Source organism: Nocardia sp. NPDC047038, assembly GCF_040644075.1.
Taxonomy (GTDB): domain Bacteria; phylum Actinomycetota; class Actinomycetes; order Mycobacteriales; family Mycobacteriaceae; genus Nocardia; species Nocardia sichangensis.
In genome coordinates this window covers 46440-63995 of the sequence record NZ_JBEYVQ010000006.1, presented here as the reverse complement: position 1 = coordinate 63995, position 17556 = coordinate 46440, and the positions used below count along the sequence as shown (strand labels likewise).

At 67.5% G+C, this 17556-nt stretch carries 15 protein-coding genes; 4 read left to right on the top strand and 11 right to left on the bottom strand.

Features of this window, described 5'->3' with window-relative positions:
- The first annotated feature begins 294 nt into the window (after positions 1 to 294).
- Positions 295 to 780 (top strand): hypothetical protein, encoded by a 486-nt coding sequence (locus tag ABZ824_RS21505; protein ID WP_355072974.1) that lies wholly within the window; start codon positions 295 to 297, stop codon positions 778 to 780.
- 2 nt (positions 781 to 782) lie between these two features.
- On the opposite strand, the gene ABZ824_RS21500 is transcribed toward ABZ824_RS21505, so the two are convergent.
- Genes ABZ824_RS21500 through ABZ824_RS21490 form a run of 3 tightly spaced genes read right to left on the bottom strand, consistent with a single transcriptional unit; the run spans position 783 to position 4595 of the window.
- Entirely contained in the window at positions 783 to 2561 is a 1779-nt protein-coding gene (locus ABZ824_RS21500; protein ID WP_356964960.1) for an SDR family oxidoreductase, read from the bottom strand.
- 31 nt (positions 2562 to 2592) lie between these two features.
- Positions 2593 to 3696 (bottom strand): PDR/VanB family oxidoreductase, encoded by a 1104-nt coding sequence (locus ABZ824_RS21495; RefSeq protein WP_356964959.1) that lies wholly within the window; start codon positions 3694 to 3696, stop codon positions 2593 to 2595.
- Positions 3693 to 4595: a metal-dependent hydrolase gene (locus ABZ824_RS21490; RefSeq protein ID WP_356964958.1), complete on the bottom strand. Its 903-nt coding sequence runs from the start codon at positions 4593 to 4595 to the stop codon at positions 3693 to 3695. The genes ABZ824_RS21495 and ABZ824_RS21490 overlap by 4 nt, the downstream gene beginning before the upstream one ends.
- A 196-nt stretch (positions 4596 to 4791) precedes the next feature.
- Here ABZ824_RS21490 and ABZ824_RS21485 point away from each other — a divergent pair, with 196 nt between their 5' ends.
- A complete protein-coding gene (locus tag ABZ824_RS21485) occupies positions 4792 to 6183 on the top strand; it encodes a wax ester/triacylglycerol synthase family O-acyltransferase (RefSeq protein WP_356964957.1) in 1392 nt (463 codons plus the stop codon).
- A 46-nt stretch (positions 6184 to 6229) separates the two neighbouring features.
- Here the strand turns inward: ABZ824_RS21485 and ABZ824_RS21480 are convergent, their stop codons facing one another.
- A complete protein-coding gene (locus ABZ824_RS21480) occupies positions 6230 to 7126 on the bottom strand; it encodes an alpha/beta hydrolase (RefSeq protein ID WP_356964955.1) in 897 nt (298 codons plus the stop codon).
- Between the two features lie 526 nt (positions 7127 to 7652).
- Here ABZ824_RS21480 and ABZ824_RS21475 point away from each other — a divergent pair.
- Positions 7653 to 8393, top strand: coding sequence for a glucose 1-dehydrogenase (locus ABZ824_RS21475; RefSeq protein ID WP_356964954.1), 741 nt, complete (start codon positions 7653 to 7655; stop codon positions 8391 to 8393).
- A gap of 1 nt (position 8394) precedes the next feature.
- Here the strand turns inward: ABZ824_RS21475 and ABZ824_RS21470 are convergent, their stop codons facing one another.
- The gene (locus ABZ824_RS21470; RefSeq protein ID WP_356964953.1) at positions 8395 to 9396 is read right to left on the bottom strand and encodes a YdcF family protein; all 1002 of its coding nucleotides are present in this window, start codon (positions 9394 to 9396) and stop codon (positions 8395 to 8397) included.
- 199 nt (positions 9397 to 9595) lie between these two features.
- On the opposite strand from ABZ824_RS21470, the gene ABZ824_RS21465 reads away from it, so the two are divergent.
- A complete protein-coding gene (locus ABZ824_RS21465; RefSeq protein ID WP_356964952.1) occupies positions 9596 to 10786 on the top strand; it encodes a lipase family protein in 1191 nt (396 codons plus the stop codon).
- Positions 10787 to 10863: 77 nt separating this feature from the next.
- Here ABZ824_RS21465 and ABZ824_RS21460 read toward each other — a convergent pair whose 3' ends face one another.
- From ABZ824_RS21460 to ABZ824_RS21435, 6 genes are all read right to left on the bottom strand, one after another.
- Positions 10864 to 11115 carry a CsbD family protein gene (locus ABZ824_RS21460; protein ID WP_039804891.1) on the bottom strand — a complete coding sequence of 84 codons (252 nt, stop codon included), beginning with the start codon at positions 11113 to 11115 and terminating at the stop codon, positions 10864 to 10866.
- Between the two features lie 181 nt (positions 11116 to 11296).
- Positions 11297 to 11491: a hypothetical protein gene (locus tag ABZ824_RS21455; protein WP_356964951.1), complete on the bottom strand. Its 195-nt coding sequence runs from the start codon at positions 11489 to 11491 to the stop codon at positions 11297 to 11299.
- Complete coding sequence (locus ABZ824_RS21450; protein ID WP_356964950.1) at positions 11446 to 12588, bottom strand: hypothetical protein; 1143 nt, start codon at positions 12586 to 12588, stop codon at positions 11446 to 11448. Before ABZ824_RS21450 ends, ABZ824_RS21455 begins: the two co-directional genes overlap by 46 nt.
- Before the next feature lie 29 nt (positions 12589 to 12617).
- Positions 12618 to 14567: a vWA domain-containing protein gene (locus ABZ824_RS21445; RefSeq protein ID WP_356964948.1), complete on the bottom strand. Its 1950-nt coding sequence runs from the start codon at positions 14565 to 14567 to the stop codon at positions 12618 to 12620.
- The gene (locus ABZ824_RS21440) at positions 14564 to 15817 is read right to left on the bottom strand and encodes a KH domain-containing protein (protein WP_356964947.1); all 1254 of its coding nucleotides are present in this window, start codon (positions 15815 to 15817) and stop codon (positions 14564 to 14566) included. The genes ABZ824_RS21445 and ABZ824_RS21440 overlap by 4 nt, the downstream gene beginning before the upstream one ends.
- Positions 15814 to 17391, bottom strand: coding sequence for a hypothetical protein (locus ABZ824_RS21435; protein ID WP_356964946.1), 1578 nt, complete (start codon positions 17389 to 17391; stop codon positions 15814 to 15816). The genes ABZ824_RS21440 and ABZ824_RS21435 overlap by 4 nt, the downstream gene beginning before the upstream one ends.
- Positions 17392 to 17556: the final 165 nt, after the last annotated feature.

Below are 17556 nucleotides of genomic sequence, written 5' to 3'. Positions count from 1 at the left end.
TCGGACCCGCCGATCAGACCGGCTCCGCCGGCCGCCCAGAACGGATCTGTGGAACCCCCCTCGTAATATCCGCCGCTTCGGGGCCCACCGCGCCACGCACCGTACGGCGGCGGCTGATAGCGGTTGCGCTGCGAACGGATGATGGCGACTACGGCGATGATCGGAGCCGCCACGAGGAGCAGCACCATCAACAGGATGATCAGAAAGATGAGTGCGCTCATGTCAGAACGGTAGCGGCACATCGGCGCGCACGTACAGTGAACTGTGGTGAACTTCAGGTTCCGTCGAAACCCGGTGCGCGAGGTCGACCTGGCGACCGTACGCGCCGCCGTCGACGCGCTGGAACTGCCCGAGGCAGTCTACAAGACCTGCCCTTGGCAGCCACGGGAATTGGTGGACAAGGGATTGCGCCAGTGGCTGCTGTGCTGCGGCGCGGCCATGCGTGACAACCAGGTGATCGGCATGCCGTCACACGCGGTCGACGAGGCATGGCACGGATTCATCCTGTGCACCACGCGCTACGCCGATTTCTGCGCGAGGGCCTACGGCCGCTTCCTGCACCACTTCCCGGAAGGCGCCGGGCCGGCGAACCCCGCGCACGGATCCATGGACGAACAGCTCGGCCGCACCGTGGTCGCGTGGTCGTTCGTGGCGGCTCCCGGCGAGGAATGCGTGCTGTGGGATCTGGACCGGCGGGTCGGTGTCGAGCACCCGTGGGGCATCGACGCCGATCGGGTCGTGGCCGTCGAGGCGGAGCTGGCCCGCACTCTCGCCTCCTGATCTCAGGTCAGCTTCACCCGCGCCGCCAGGAATCGGACGACGCCGGGCGCGAACCGGCCGAAGTGGTACTGCAAGTGGGCTTCCGGCGTCACCGGCACGATGCCGCGATCCCGCTGCACCGCGCGCACGATCCGCTCGGCCACCTTCTCCGGCCCGTAGCGCCGCATCCGGTACAGGTTGTCGTAACGCTCCTGCTTGCGCTTCTCCTCCTCCGCGCTGACGCCGGAGAACCGAGTGCGCCGCACGATGTCGGTGTGCACGATGCCGGGGCAGATGGTGTGCACCGAGATGCCGCGACCGGCGACTTCCGCTCGCAAGCAGTCGGAGAACATGAACACCGCCGACTTGCTGGTGGCGTAGGCGCTGAACCCCTGCTGCGGACTGTAGGCCGCCATGCTCGACAGGTTCACGATGTGTCCACCGAGACCGCGCTCGGCCATGGCCGGACCGAACGCGCGGCAGCCGTTCACCACCCCGCCTAGGTTGATCCGCAGTACCCGGTCGAATTCCTCCGCCGACGTCTCGAAGAATCCACCGGCCTGACCGATCCCCGCGTTGTTGATCAGGATGTCCGGGACGCCGTGGGTCGCCAGCACCGCCTCGGCGTGCGCGCGCATCGCGCCTTCATCGGCGACGTCGAGCGGATAGGCGTGCGCCACACCGTGTTCGGCGGCGATCAGCTCGGCGGTCTCCTTCGCCGCCGCCGGATCGATGTCGGAGACGACGATCTCCGCGCCGCGACGGGCCAGGGCGAGCGCGGTCGCGCGCCCGATGCCGCTGCCACCGCCGGTGATGACCACAAGCTGATCATCGAACGGCCGCGCGGACCGCCCCACCTCGGCGCGGCGCAGAGTCCGGGGCGCCGCTGAGCCGCCGAGGGTGTCGATCAGTTCGGTTGTCGCGGTGGCCAGCAACTCCGGATGAGAGAACGGCATCCAGTGCCCGGCGGGGACGTCCCGCCGCCACAGCCGCTCGGTCCACTTGTGTTCGTCGTCGAATCCGGCGGGTCGCACGGCGACGTCGCGTCCGGCGACGATCAGCTGCACCGGCACCTCGGTGCGCCGCTCGCGTGGGGCGAGCATGCGCTGCACGATGTTCGCGCGGTAGATCAGCAGGCCGTCGACGATGTCGGCGCGAAAGGTGGGGCCGAGACGCACGTTCGACGGCTCGGTCTCGTTCATCAGCGCGACGACCCGCCGCCAGAGGCGTCCGGTCCCTACCAGTCCGAAGGTGGCGCGCGGCAGCCCGGGGGTCATGAAGAAGAAGGTGTAAGCCGAGGACAGCAGTTGGGTGAACGGCTGCCACACGTTGCGCGGTGTCGGACGCGTCAGCCGGTCGCGGATCCATTTGCCGACGTGGTCCAGGTTCGGTCCCGAGACGGAGGTGAACGACGCGATCCGGGCCGCCGCGCCGGGCTCGCACACCGCTTCCCATACCTGCACCGAACCCCAGTCGTGGGCGAGCACATGTACGGGCCGATCGGGGCTGACCGCGTCGGCGACCGCGTAGAAGTCCGCGGCCAGGCGGTCGAGCCGGAAGTCGGCGGTGCGCCGGGTGCGGGTGGAGCGTCCGTGCCCGCGGGTGTCGTAGGCGACGACGTGGAAGCGTCGAGCCAGTCGCGGCACAACGGCGTCCCACAGGTGATGGGTGTCCGGCCAACCGTGCACCAGCACAATGGTTTCCGCGGCCGGGTCACCGTATTCGTAGACGGCGAGGTCGAATTCGCCGCTGCGCACGCTGCGTCCCACCGCGGGGATTTCGGCGATTTCGGTGGTGGTCATCAGTTTCTCCTCAGCCGAATGGCGGGTCGGATCACAGATCGAGCACGAGGCGGCCACCGTCGGCGCGCGAGACGCAGACGAGCATCGCGCCCGCCTCGTGCTCGGCGTCGGTGAGCACGCTGTCGCGATGGTCGGGTTCGCCGGCCATTACCCGGACCTTGCAGGTGCGGCAGAATCCTTGTCTGCACGAGTACGGGCGGTCGGGCCGGGAAGCGAGGATGGCGTCGAGCGCGGTGCGGTCCGCGGCGACCTCGACGACCTCCCCCGTGGAAGCGAATTCGATCTCGAACGGCTTACCGTTCACGATCGGCGGTGGCGAGAACCGCTCGAAATGCAGTTCCACCTGGGGGATTTCCCGCACCGCATCGGCAACGACGGTGATCATCGGCACCGGACCGCAGCAATAGACGGCGGTGTCGGGTCCGACGCCGTGCAGCAGGGCGCCCGCATCGGGGAGACCGTGTTCGTCGTCGGTGCGGACCACGACGCGGTCGCCGAATCCCGCCAACTCGTCGAGGAAGGGCAAGGTATCCCGGCTGCGCCCCGTGTACACCATCGACCACTCGATACCCAGCCGGTGCGCCAACCTGACCATGGGCAGGATCGGCGTGACACCGATGCCGCCCGCCACGAAATGCAAACGCGCGGCGGGCGATCCGTGACCGGGCACGGCGAACGGGAAGGCGTTGCGCGGACCGCGCACCACGATCGCCGAACCCACCGGAAGACGGTCGTGCACCTCGACAGATCCACCGCCGCCTTCGGGGACCCGGCGCACCGCCACCCGGTAGGCGCGGACGTCCGCGGGGTCGCCGCACAGCGAGTACTGCCGCAAACGGCCGGAAGGCAGCTCGAGGTCGAGATGCGCGCCGGGACGCCAGGGCGGCAACGCGCGCCCGTCGGGGGCGGCCAGCCGCAGGCTCACCACGTCTTGGTCGTGCGCCTCGATCCGCCGCTCGGTGACCACCAGCGCGAGCCGCCGATCGTCCGTCTTCGGCCGCGGATCGCGCCGATTGATCAGAGCGGTCCAGCGCAGTCGAGCCGAGGCCACCGCGTCGAGCACCCGCACGGTGCGGTCGCGCTCGCGTCTGCCGAACAGGTCTGCGGGCAATTGATCGGGAACCGGCGACCTCACGAGGCGATCGCCCGCGCCGCCGGGGACTTTGCCAGATAGGCCACCGCCTGAGCGGTGGAGCCGACCGTCTCCGGGTTGTAGCCGGGCCTGAACGTGCTCAACGCACTCCACAGCAGCGAGGGGACGCCGGGCAACGCGCCGCGCCACATCGCACCGAAGACCCGCATCAGCAGCCCCGGATAGCCGTAATCGGGCAGGTCGCGGTCCTGGTGGACGAGGAACTTGGTGCCGCGCACCACCAACGTCAGGAAGATGGGGAACACCAGCAGCATGAGGGCCGCGCGCCGCACGTATCCGGCCCCGAAGTACACGGCCACGTCGTGCGCGACGTGCCGGTGCTCGACCTCCTCCGCCCCGTGCCAGCGGAACAGGTCCGCCATGCGCGGGTCGGCGCCGAACCGCTCCAGATCCGCGTTGAGCACCCAGTCGCCGAGGTAGGCGAAGAAGTGCTCCAGGCACGCGATGAAGGCCAGCCGCTCCACCATCACCTGCCGTTCGGCGACGCCTTCGACATCCCTCGGCCCGAGCGTGCGGCGGAACAGATACTCGGCGTGCCGCAGATAGGGCTCGGGATCGATGCCGTGCGCGGCAAGCACCTCGTGCAACACCTTGTCGTGCGTCTCGGCGTGCATCGATTCCTGACCGATGAACCCGAGCATCGCCTCCCGCAGCCGCTCGTCCCGCACGTACGGCAGCGCCTCGGCATATGCGGCGCAGAACATGCGCTCCCCTTCGGGCAGCAGGAGATTGAGCGAGTTGATCAGATGCGAGGCGATGGGTTCGGCGGGCATCCAGCGCAGCGGCGTGTCCGACCAGTCGAAGCGCACGTTGCGGGCGTGCAGCGCCACGGCGCCCGGGTCGGTGTCGGGCCGCCGCCCGGCCCTGCGAAGTAGCTTCATCGATACTCCTCGATCCTCACGCGCCCGCGTCGCCGCGCGATTCCTACATATCCGTAGCAAGGATCATACACATACGTGGAACTTTCGGTAACACACAAAAGCGTTACGCACCGCTGTACGGTGACACCACCCGCGACAGTCGTCACACCTGCCGTTTCCGGCCCAAAATTAGAACGTGTTCTAGTAGTCTTCTGCTATGGAACGATTGACCGGATTGGATGCCAGCTTTCTCTACTTGGAAACCGGGACCCAGCATCTGCACGTCTGCGCGCTGCTGATCCTCGACCCGTCGTCGGGCGGCTACTCGTTCGACGGCTTCAAAGCCGAACTGGCTCGGCGACTTCCTCTGATTCCGCAGATGCGCCGCCGCGTGTACGAGGTGCCGTTGAACCTCGACCATCCCGTGTGGGTGGAGGACGAGAATTTCGACCTCGACTACCACGTCCGCCGCATCGCGATCGCGGCGCCGGCCGGACGCCGCGAACTGGCCGAACTCGTCGGGGACATCGCCAGCCGCCCCATGGATCGCGACCGCCCGTTGTGGGAGATGTCCGTGGTGGAGGGTCTCGACGACGGGAAGGTCGCGGTGGTCTGCAAATACCACCACGCCGCCGTGGACGGCATCACCGGCGCCGATCTGATGATGCACCTGTGCGATCCGGAGCCGGGTGCCGCCAAGGAGGTACCCGACCAGGAGTGGCGCCCCGAGCCGAAACCGAATGACTGGCAATTGCTGGCCGAGGCGGTGGTGAAGTTCCCGACCCGAGCGGGCATCGTCGGGATGCTGCCGAAAACGGTCGGCGTAGTCGCCGGTTTCGCGCAGCGCCGTCGCCAGAACAAGACGGGCATGGCCATCCCGTTCTCCGCTCCCCGCACGCCGTTCAATCTCGCCATCACCCCGCACCGCGCCGTCGCGTTCACCGAGGCCGAACTCGACGCCGTCAAGGAGATCCGCTCCGCGTTCGGCGTCAAGGTGAACGACGTGGTGCTGACCGTCGTCGCCGGTGCGCTGCGCGCCTATCTGGCCGGGCGCGACGAGCTGCCGGACCGCTCGCTCATCGCGTCCGTACCCGTGTCCGTGCACGAGTCGACCCGGCACAAGGCCGGGATCAACAAGGTGTCCACGCTGTTCGCGCGGCTGGGCACCGACATCGCCGACCCGGTGGAACGCCTGCGCGAGGTGGCCGAGGCCAACCGGGGAGCCAAGGAAGAGCACGAGGTGATGGGTGCCGACTTCCTGCAGGACTGGTCGAAATACGCCCCGCCGAACACCTTCCGGCTCGCCGCACGGATGTACTCCTCGCTCAAGCTGGCGGAGAAGCACCCGGTGGTGCACAACTTGGTGGTGTCCAACGTGCCCGGTCCGCCGATGCCGCTGTACTTCCTCGGCATCCGGGTGGACGGGATGTACCCGTTCGGACCGGTGTTCCACGGCGCGGGCCTGACGGTGACCGTGCTGTCGAACAACGACAAGCTGAATTTCGGATTCATCGCCTGCAAGGAACTGGTGCCCGACATCGCCGCGCTGGCCGACGCCGTTCCCGGCGTGGTCGCCGAATTGCTCGCCGCGGCACGCACGTCGGGCTGAGCGCCGGGTCCCGGTCCGCCACCGCCGCCGGACGGGACCTGCCGAGTCACATCTTCGCGGCGACGGCTGCACAGGCTTCGAGCAGCACCGGTACGAACCGATCGGCTTCCAGCACACAGGACGCGTGCCCGGCCGCGACCAGATGCTTGCTCGCCCCTGGAATCATCGTCGCCAACTCCATCTGCCGATAGACGGGAATCGCGCGATCTCGGGTCGTGATCACCACCGCCGTCGGCATCGTCAGCTCCGGCAACCACGCGGTCGCGTCGAAGCGCCCCACCGCGGCGAGCACCTGGGTGAGCGCCCACCCGCTGGTGCTGCGGAACTCGCCGAGCGCCCAGCGATTCAACCGTCCCGGCGCCCACGTGATCTCGGGAAGCTCGGGCAGACGGCCCGCGAGCTTCTCGGCACGACGGTAGGAGTATTGCTCCACAGCGGCGGCGACAGCGCCGAACGTCCGGTGAAAAGCGTGCTCGCGCCATTTCTCGCGGAACCGATAGGGCGTCGCGCACAGCACCAGCCCGCTCACTCGGTCCGGATGGCGATGTCCCGCCAGCAGGCTGACGATTCCGCCCAGCGAAAACCCGGCGCAGATGGCTCGGTCGATCTCCAACGCGTCGAGCACGGCCGCCACGTCGTCGGCGCAGTCCTCCAGGGTGAACCGCTCGGAGCGGATGCCGCGCCCGTGCCACCGTTGGTCGAACAGGATGACCCGGTACCGCCGGGCCAGCTCCGCCAGCGACGGGAACCAGGTGAGGTACGCGGTGCAGGCGGTGGCGTGCAGGAGCACCAGCGCGGGCGCGTGCTCGGGCCCCGGGATGTCGACCACGTAGGTCCGGCCTCGACCCGCCAGCTCGACCAGGCGGCCACCGGGCACCTCGGCGATATCCGGCACCCGCAAACGTCCGCCGAACCGCGTCACGCTTCGGCCGGGGTTCGTCATAGCGCACCTCCCGAGTGGTCACACCTTGGCCATTCTAGAACACGTTCTACATGTGCGGGACACAAGCCGTAGCCGACGCGGGGCATCCGGGCCCTCACGTCACGGCTGCCCGCCCTTTCCATCGCAGCCGATGGCCGCCCGAAGCACCACCCGCGCAGCGCCGGACACGCCTCGAGATTCGCGCACCGAATGTCGGGCGATGCGCCCGCCGACAACTTCCGCCCCATCAGGAGTCGCGCACCCGGCCCAGGCTCGCACGATGGGCGCCGAATGCTCATACGGGCCACTTTCCGGCACGTTCCCCGGCAGGGCGCGACCGAATCCTTCGCGACCACCGTCGGCACCGGACACTCCCGAAAAAAAACCGGCACCATTCGAAGGATGGCATCGACGGCCCGCTCACCGGGACGCGCGGTCGATCACGCCGTCACCGGCGACCGCCTGGGCTACTGTCGCGGAACGTGTCGACACGAGGCGCATTTTCTGTAACGTGTTACAAGCAGATCGAGAGACGGAGGTACCTCGGATGGGGCGGTTGACCGGCAAGGTGGCGTTGATCAGCGGCGGAGCGCGCGGCATGGGCGCGGCGCACGCAAAGGCCCTGGTCGCCGCGGACGCGCGCGTAGTGCTGGGCGACGTGCTCGACGACGAGGGCGCCGCGGTCGCCGCGGAACTCGGCGACAACGCCGCCTACGTCCACCTCGACGTGCGCGAGCCAGAAGACTGGCGCAAAGCCGTCGGCGCGGCGGTGGAGCGCTTCGGGTCACTGAGTGTCCTGGTGAACAACGCGGGCATCGTGAACGGCAACCTGCTCGTCGCGTTCGAATTGGCCGAGTGGCAACGGATCATCGACATCAACCTCACCGGCACATTCCTCGGGATGCAGGCCGCTACGCCCGCGATGATCGATGCAGGCGGCGGCTCGATCATCAACATCTCCTCTGTCGAAGGCATGCGCGGCAGCCCGGGCCTGCACGGCTACACGGCCACCAAGTTCGCCGTGCGCGGGCTCACCAAATCCACCGCGCTCGAGCTGGCGCAGTACAAGATCCGAGTGAATTCCGTGCACCCCGGCTTGATCCGTACACCGATGACCGAGAACATCCCGGAGGACTTCCTCCAGATCCCGCTCGGCCGCGGCGCCGACCCGTCCGAGGTCTCCGCGCTGGTGACGTTCCTGGCCAGCGACGAATCGTCGTACTCGACCGGCGCCGAGTTCGTGGTGGACGGCGGTCTCACCGTAGGCGTTCCGCACAAGAGCTTCTGAGTCACCCGCGGGTGGCCAGCAGGGCGAGCGGCGGAAGCGACACCAGCGCCGCGGCCACGATCGCGTTGCTCCACTTGTAGGCCACCAGCAGCGCGGCGAACTCGCGCAGGAAGGCGCTCGGCAAGTAGTAGAAGGCGGTCTTGGCGCCCGTCACCTCGGCGTCGAGGTCGAGGCGGCGGGCCAGGATCGCCGTGCGCAACATGTGAAAGTTGCTCGTCACCAGCACCATGCGCGTAGTGGGACCGCGCTCGCCGAGCAGCCGTTTGGTGAAGAGCAGATTCTCCTCGGTCGTTCCCGACCGGTCTTCCAGCACGACGCGGTCTTCCGGCACGCCCCGGTCGATCAAGTAATCACCCATGGCCGACGCCTCGGAGACCTCCTCGTCGTCTCCCCTACCGCCACTGGCGATCAGCAGTGGGGCGCGCCCCGCACCGGCTTCGTCACGGTAGACCTCGATCGCCCGATCCAGGCGCGCGGCCAGCAGCGGCGGCACCTCACCGTCGACCAGCCCGGCGCCGTGCACGACGATCGCGTCCATCCCGGGACGGTAGGGCAACAGTCCGTAGCACAGGGAATACAACAGGAACGCCGCGAACAGAAATCCGACGTAGCTGATCGTCATCGTGAGCGACGCCAGAAGCACTACCAGCCAGATGTTTTCGGTCAGCAGTGCCAGGAGGAGCACCACGTACGGCGTCAACAGGGCGATACCGAGTCCGAGCGGCAACAGATTCGGAAGACGCCAACCCTCACGGCGCACCAACTGCGCGCCGTTGGCGATCGACAACCCGGCCAGCACCAGCACCAGCAGCGGTGACAGCAGCACCACCAGCGGCGCGAGCACCACCGTGCGATCGCCCTCGATGATCCGGCCGACCACCCACGCGCCGACGAACCCCAGCCCGAGGAGCAGGAACACCCCGTGGCCCAGACGCCTGCGGTCCCTGCCGAATCGCACCGCGAACACACCGAGCAGGACCACGCCGACGACCAGCAAAAGCACCGGGTCACGGTAGCCGACGGGCGCGCGGCGCGCCCCTCCGTCGACGAGCGGCGCGGCGACCTCGGCTTTTTCCCGATCGTCCCCTACAGTGTGCAGGTCCGGGCATCGGTCGCGAGCGACCGGTGTCCGGTTGCATTCGGCTTCAGCACACCAGCGTTACTGAACAGCACGTTGTGATGAAGGGGAGTCGACGAAAACCATGCTTCGATTATTCATCGCCACCGCAGCGGCCGCCCTCTGTGTGATCACACCGCAGGCCGCGGCGCAACCGATCTACCCCGCACCGGATCCGGATCCGTTCTACGCCGCTTCGGCGGGACTGGACCACGCCGCGCCGGGCGACGTCCTCGCCGTCCGCCCGATGCCCGCGCTGCCGATGTTTCCCGGCTCGACGGTCACGATGATCAAATTCCGCTCCACCAACTCCGCGGGCGAGCCGATCGCGGCCACCACCACCGTGCTGACGCCGCAGAATCCCACCCCTGGTAGGCCACTGCTGTCCTATCAGCACATCATCAACGCACTCGGCACCCAGTGCACGGTGTCGCGCGTGCTCTACACCAGCGACCCCAACCTGTCGATCCGCGAAGCGCCCGCGCTCAATGCCCTCCTGCTGCGCGGCTGGTCGGTCGCTCTCCCCGACCACCTCGGACCCACCAGTGCCTACGGCGCCGCCAAACTCGGCGGCATGATCACGCTGGACGGCATCCGCGCCGCACGGCGGGTCGCCGAACTCGGATTGGCGGACAGCCCGGTCGGCCTGCTCGGCTATTCCGGCGGAGGCATGGCGAGCGCGTGGGCGGCCGCGCTGGCGCCGACCTACGCGCCGGAACTGTCGCTCGTCGGGGTCGCCTCGGGCGGGGTGCCGATGAATCTGGTCAAGATGATCGAGGGCCTCGGCTACGCGCCGCACGCGGTGTTCGGTCTCGCTTTCGCCGCCGCCCTCGGGCTGGAGCGTGAGTACCCGACGCGGCTGCCGGTGAGCGACCAACTGAATTCGCTCGGCTTGTCGGTCCGCAATCGGATCGCCAACAGTTGCACCAACGACATCCTGCTGGTCGGCGCAGGCCGCGGCATCGTGGACGTCGCGGCCTCGAACTCACTGGCCGACGACAAGCGCGCACGCGAGGTGCTCGAGGAGAACAGCCTGGAACTCTACGAGGACATCCCGGCCACGCCGAGCTACCAATGGCGGGCGGAGCAGGACGCTCTCATCCCGGTCGAGTCGGTCGACGCTACGGTTCGGCGGTATTGCGCCGCGGGTGCGCGAGTGCAATACGAGAAATTCCCGAGTCCGGACCATCTGTCCGCCGCGGTGCTCGGCGTACCGTCCGCGCTCAGTTGGCTGGAAGCGCGCTTCAAAGGTGTTCCCGCGCCGAGTAATTGCTGAGAACGGCCCGGCGGTGGTTCACCGCCGGGCCGGTGACGGGCCGTTCCGCCAAACGGCCACATCGAATCTCGCGGGAGCTAGGCGTCCTTGCCGCTCTCGTACGCGCTCTGACGGGCCTCGTCGAGATCTGCTTCCGCACGGGCCTTTTCGGCCTCGGCTTCCTTCTGCGCCGCCTCGCGCTGCGATTCGGCCTTGTCCTGCTGTGCGCGACCCTCTTTCTTCAGGTCCTCGTCACCGGTGACGACGCCAGCGGCTTCCTTCGCCTTCCCCTTGGCGTCCTCGACGACACCTTCGACAGCTTCCAGGGGTCCGCTCCGATGCTCGGGCATCACATACCTCCCAATTCCTTGTCGGCTGACATGGGTCGCATACCCGGGTCCGGCAGAGCCAATCACCTTGTGAGCGCTGCCACGGGTTGTCTTCCCTCGTTCCCGCGCGACCGCGACGCGAACAGCCGTACGAACCGCTGTCCGGAGCCCGCCAATTCCCGTAGGGATCCGGCCGCTCAGGTCACCGATCACGCAGAAAGGAAGCGACCGCGAGGGCAAGTGACAACACGAGGGCCGCGACGATACTCCACGCGAAGGCGGACACACTCGGATCGGCGAGCACAGCAGCGCCGCTGAAGGTGACGGCGAACGGCAACAGCACGAACGAGATCACCGCGATGGTGGTCTGATTGTGGCGATCGCGATCCTCGGACACGCGATGGCGCTCCTCGGCGCGGCGCTGTCGTGCCTGCGCGTCGGCGAGCGCCTCGTCCTCCAGCCGCGCGCGGCGCGCTTGCAGATAACGGAGATATCGTCGAGGTCGGCGACGACCTGGGCGTAGAGATCGGCCATCCGGTGCTGATTCTGGAAGGCGCGCAGCACCTCCGCGACCTGCACTCCACGCTCGGAAACGTTGTTCCACCACAACCTGGCGCGGATATCGAGGATCTCCGCCTCCAGCGACTCGACCGCCCCCGCGCCGGTGCGGTCGACCCGGATGCCCGCGACCCGATCCGCGATGCGGTGCAAGGCGTTCAATTGCAGTAAGCCGAGCAGAACGGCGTCCAGATGAATCGACCGCACGTAGGCGCGCGCGACGGCGTGGAAATCGGTGGCCTCGGTGGAGGTCAGCGCGGTGTAGGTCACGCCATCCCGCAGAATCGTCGCGCGCCAATCACTCGAGAGGTGAACGGTGCCTGCGAAGATCCGCGGATCGGCGGGGTCGGGCAGTCCGTCCGCCGCCGACGTGCCGGAGGCCAGAAACCATTGCCATCGCTGCATCGTGGACCACGAAGACAGGGCCGCCGGATCGGGAATCGGCTCCGGTATCCGATCACCCGCCCAGCAGAAGTGAGTGACGACGCGCGGTCGCACCGGCTCGAAAGTCACGTCGTCGACGAGCGCGGACAGCCATCGGCGGCCCTCTCCGCGCACCTTGGTGAGTTCGGACAGCACCTCGACAGCCTGCTGAGGCAGCCGCACGTGCGCGACGGCGTAGCCGCCTTCTTCGTCCAACAGCAATTCCCAGTCGTGGACTACCGCACCTCTCCATTCCGGCGGCTCGCCGCTCGACCGTCTGTGCCAACGGCCGGTGTCCTGCGCGCTGTACAGCGCGTCGTGCACGCGGGCGGAGAAGTACCCGGTCCGAGCGCTGCGGTCGGCAACCACCGATTCACCTGCACGACCCGCCGCCGCTTCGACGGCCGGGATCGGCACCGGGAGGGGACCCGGCGACCAGCCACGAGACGACGGCGTTCGCTCGGCCTTCCAGCGCGCCCGGAATATCAGGCACGCGAATACGTCAGCGGCCACGGCTTCTCCTGCGTCCGGTGATCACAGGACTAATAGCCCTCGACGGAGAACGCCTCGGCATACTGCTCCGCCCTCGCCGACAGCGGGGCATTCTCCAGCACGGTCTTGACGTTGCGCAGCACCTCGATGACGCCTGCCAGCAAGCCGACCTGCAACCTCGTCCACGACTCGGCGTCGTCGTCCGCGAGGACCTTCCGGCCCGTCAACTTGAGGCAGACGGCGCCGAGCAATTCGGCGTCCCGTCCCTCGACGAACGCGTGCCCGTCGGCGTTCCTGAACCGCCGCACCGCGTCCATCCGCCAATCCCGGATCTTGTCGTAAACGCCGTCGATTCCGTACCGGTCCTGGGGTTCCTTGGGTTGCTCGCCTTTGAGCCGCCGGTCCAACGTCTCGCCGAACGCGTGATGGCAATCCATGATCCAGGACGTGAAATCACGCGCACCGTGCAGCGGACGCCCGAGGTGCAGCAGTTTGTTGTGGTGCACATGCCCGAAGAGATCGCTCTCACCGCATCGGCGCGAGAGATCGTTCAACTGGGTCCGCAGATCCAGCGATTCCTCCGAGAGGCTCGCGAGTTTTCCGCTCATTTCGCTGTCGATCCGGCGACCCGCGGGATGGAGTGTGTCGATCGTCGACTGCAACCTGGCGCCGCCGGGGTCGGACGGTTTGCCGACATGATGCGCGACACCGGTGCCCAGATCCGCGAAGTAGCCGTGGAGTACGTCCACCCCGCCGGTGCGGCTCGGGTCGCCACCACCCACCTGCACCAGTTCCCGCAGCAGCGTGTGGTTCGGAATCACACTGATGTGCGGATCCTGGTGTCCGGCCGGCCGGTTCGTCTGCCACCAGCGCATGAACGTGTCGCGATCGCCGATTCCGACGGCATGAAGGTTGATGTTGAGGAACTCGTGCAATTCCTCCATCAACGAGACCGGATCGGCGATCGCGACCACGGCCTCTCCGGCGGTTTCCTCGCCCTGCTGCTTCCAATCGGCTCCGTCGCTGACCAGAACGATCAACCGGTCGTTGCCCGGCACGCCGTGGCGGTGCAGCAGATCGGACGCGAAGTGCAGGGCCTGCCCGATATCGGTCGCCGCGTTCTCCGGTCGCAGCAAACCAATGGCGCCCTGGAATTCTCGTAACGTCCGCTCGTCGTCGGGGCCCTGGATCTCGGCCATGGAGCCCGATCTCGGGAAGACGCACATCGACGTAGTGGTGAATTTCACCAGGGCGATGCGGGCCACCCGCCCGGTCACGTGCCGACGGATCTCGACCATGTCCATGAGCGAACGTTTCAGGGCATCCATCCGCGAGATGTAGTTGGATCTCCTGCGCAGCCCGAGCCGGACGACGTCGGCGCGGTCCTCGATATCGTCCCAGCTCATCGAACCACTGCAATCGGCGAGGATCACGATGTCGACCCCGTTGCGATTGCCGGCGAGGAATACGTCCAGCTCGGTCTCGGCGTCGATATAGCAAAGGTCCGTTCGCTCCCGCCCGGAGCGGTCGAAGACCTGCCGCACCCGGAACGACTCGCCGTCGGCGAAGACCCACGCGTCACCGCTGCCGAGATGGATCTGCTGGCCGACGATGTCCTTCGCATTGCGCAACTGCCTGCTGACGTCGTCGAGACGGTTCTCGGTGAGCGGTTCGAGGACGATCCGAGCGGCGGGCTCGCAAGCCGTCGCGTTCAGGCGCCATCCGTGCTCGTCGAGCACTTCCAGCCGCAGTTCGTCGACCAATTCCGTGCTGACGACGACGCAACCCTCGTCGACGGAAGCCGAGGCGACGATCCGCACCGCAGCCTGCCGTGACGCGTCGACGCCCACCTCGAGCACGCCCACCCGAGCGTTTTCTCCCCGGCCGCCCACATCGTGCCGATCCCCGGCGCCGACGGCGACGATGTTGCCGGTGACGAGGCCGTCTCCCCGGGCGACCTGCAATGTGTGCCGCCGACTGTCCCACACGGTCGATGTCATTTCCGCTCCACTTCGACCCTGACACCCAGGTCGTTCGACACCGCTCGCTTCTCCGCGCCGCCGCGACCGATGAACCGGCCCAGGTATTCCGGCTCGACATTGACGAACAGCAAGTTGGACCGCGGCCGGTAGTCCGCGAAACTGATGTGGTTCGCCACCTCGGCGCGGCCACGTGCCCGCAACCATGCGGTGAGCTTGTCGAACAGCTCGCGACCGCGTGCCCCATCTCGCTCGGCAGCGGCCAGATCCTCTTTGCGTATCTTCTCGTGCTCCTGCAACAGACGCCGCATGACGCCGTCGGTGCGGTTGTCGTGCTGGAGTTCGCCGAACATTCGATCGATGGAATGAACTTCCAATTTGCGTGAACGAGAATTGATGAAGATATGCCGGACGATCGTCAACCGCGGCAGCCGCAGGTATGTGCGCCGGCTATCGGTGCGCGGGCCCCGCCGCCGATTCGTGGTTCCCGCCACGATCTGGAAGACGATCTGACGGTCTTCCAGCGACTTCAACCGCAGCGCGTGATCCGGGCACAGCCCGAGCCCCCGCTTGTGCGGCCCGAATATCTGCCAGCGATACGCGTGCCTGGCGCATGCCGCGTTTCCGCAAGTCGCGCGTCTGCCGTCGACGACGAACTCACAGGCGATGCTTCCGGTCGAATTGCATCCCTGCGCCGCGCAGTCCGGAAATTTCTGCCGGAAGCAATCCCGGCAATACGACATGTCCACGCCGCCGGGGTGCCCGACCCGATGCCGGTCACAGAACGCGTTGCGGCCGCGACACAGCTCCCCGTTGCACCAGAACGTGGCCGCCGCTCCGCATGAGCAGGCGGGCCGGTGGCGCGCGCAGGTCGCGGTCATGCGACCTTCGATCACGACGGCATGCTCGTCGCACACGCGGCCCGGCTGACCGCCCTGGTCACAGCCCCTGCACAGGAAGGGTCCGTAGGTGACCACGCCCGCGGCCGAGCAGGTCGTGCACCTGTGCCGAACCGTCGCGGGCTCCAGGACACCTCGTATGGAGAAGACCGTGGTGTCGTCGACCCGGTCGGGAGCGCGCAGTCGATCCTGTATCCACAGCACGCATGTCTGGTCGTCCCGGAGCGGGACGACGACCTTCTCCGTGGCGCGCAGACTGGTGCCGGCCAGATACTTTTCGACCCGCGTCCACAACTCGCGCAATTCGGCCGCGTCGGTAGGCGGATCGCTGGTCTGGCGGATGTCCAGCACGACGTTGACCGGCCGATTCACGACCGCTCCCCTGCGGTGGAGCTCAAGACGATCATCTCGATGCTGACGCGGCGATCGGTCTTGCGCACGTAGACCTGGTTGGTGATCAATCCGGCGCACACTCCCTTCGGCAGTCTGCGGGCCAGACCCAGCATCGCGTCCACGGCGGCTTTCCGTTCGGCCTCGGCCACGTCGAGCCGCACGCAGACGCGGCCGTGCCGCGACAGCCGACCGCTCAGCTCGTCCGGTATGCCGTCGCCGAGTTCTTCGCGCCCGCCCAGTTCGAGCACGGAGGCGTTCGGTTGCCGAAGCACCCGGCGAACCTCCTTGCCACGACCGAGCCGCGACAGCGCGGGAGCCAGATTTCGCGGCGGGCGACCGGACAGCAGAGCCCGCAGCCGTTCATCCATGTCGCGCTGCTCGGTCAACTCGTCCAACTCGCGGATGATCTCGTCGTCCGACCGACGCGGACGAGCGGGCCTGGCGGGCCCTTTACGTCCGTTCGGCGCCGAGCGTCGTGGGGGCCGGGCGGTAAGTCTAGTGCGCCATGCCGCCTCCAAGGTGCCCAGGCTGCCCGGAGCAACCTGCCTGTTGTGCTTGGTCAGCTGGTCGTCGACCAACGCCGCGCGGTCTCTCAGCAGTGCCGCGATCTCATCGCTTCCGATTCGGCGACGGCGGCTCCAGACAGCCAGCAAGTCGTTCTCGGTCTGCGCGTACTCCGGGTGCAGTTTCGCGAGTTCCGGTGCGGAGAGCAAAGGCAGAATCTCGCGCGGCTCGATCTGCATCGCGCGCAGTTCGGCGTCCAGGTCGTCCAGCAGATCGGACACCGAAACGGCCGCCGAGCGGCGAACGGTCGCCTGCTCGCGCGACTTGCGCTGCTCGTCCACCTCGTGCTCGAATTCCCCGCTCATCCCCCTCGCGATGGCGTTCGATCGGTTCCGATCCAGCATGCGCTGCGGGACGGCGGGCATACGCCGTCCGTCCCGCTGCATCATCCGCGCGCGTACCGCGAGTGCTTGCAGCAATACCGCCTGCGCGACAGCTGAACTCGGAAAGACCTGAGCATCGAGGCATCGAACGCTGACATTCGGGATTCCCAACTCACCATCACCCACCGGATTCACGTCCATCACAGCGAATCCCGAGACGCGGTCGTCACGGCGCAGCGCCTGCTCGACCCGCCGCAAATGCCGAGCGGAAGCGGATGCGATATATCTCGTCGAGACCTGATCCTTCGATTCCGCCAGGCGAAGCGAACCACGTCCGGCGACACGACCTCCGACGAACAGCGCACGCCCACTGAGCGCGATGAGTTCGGGAACGTAGCGCCGGATGAGGTTGCTGAGAATTTCGCGTTGCAGGTCGTCGGCGATTTCGATGGAATGCCCGTCCGCGCACAGTCGGCGATGCGGCGGTGCGCCCCACGAGATGCCCGACGGCAACAGCGACCCACCGGCCTTCCGCACCCCTTCCGCGACAGCGGAGACCGCCTCCGCCAGGGCGCCGACGACCTCGGCGCGCTGCGTGGGATCACTGACCCAGACCGGCCCCGTGTCGATCCACAGACAACCCGGCCGCTTCGCATCGAAACACACTCGTGGGTACTCCCCGCCGGACGACGTGGGAGACGATCGTCGCAACTTCCGATGCATTTCATCGAAATCGTCCGCGACGATAACGTAGCCCTTCAATATTCGATGCCGCAGCGGAGCATTTCTGTAGGCGCTCACGAGCACAGTAATAGACCTCATCACCCCGGC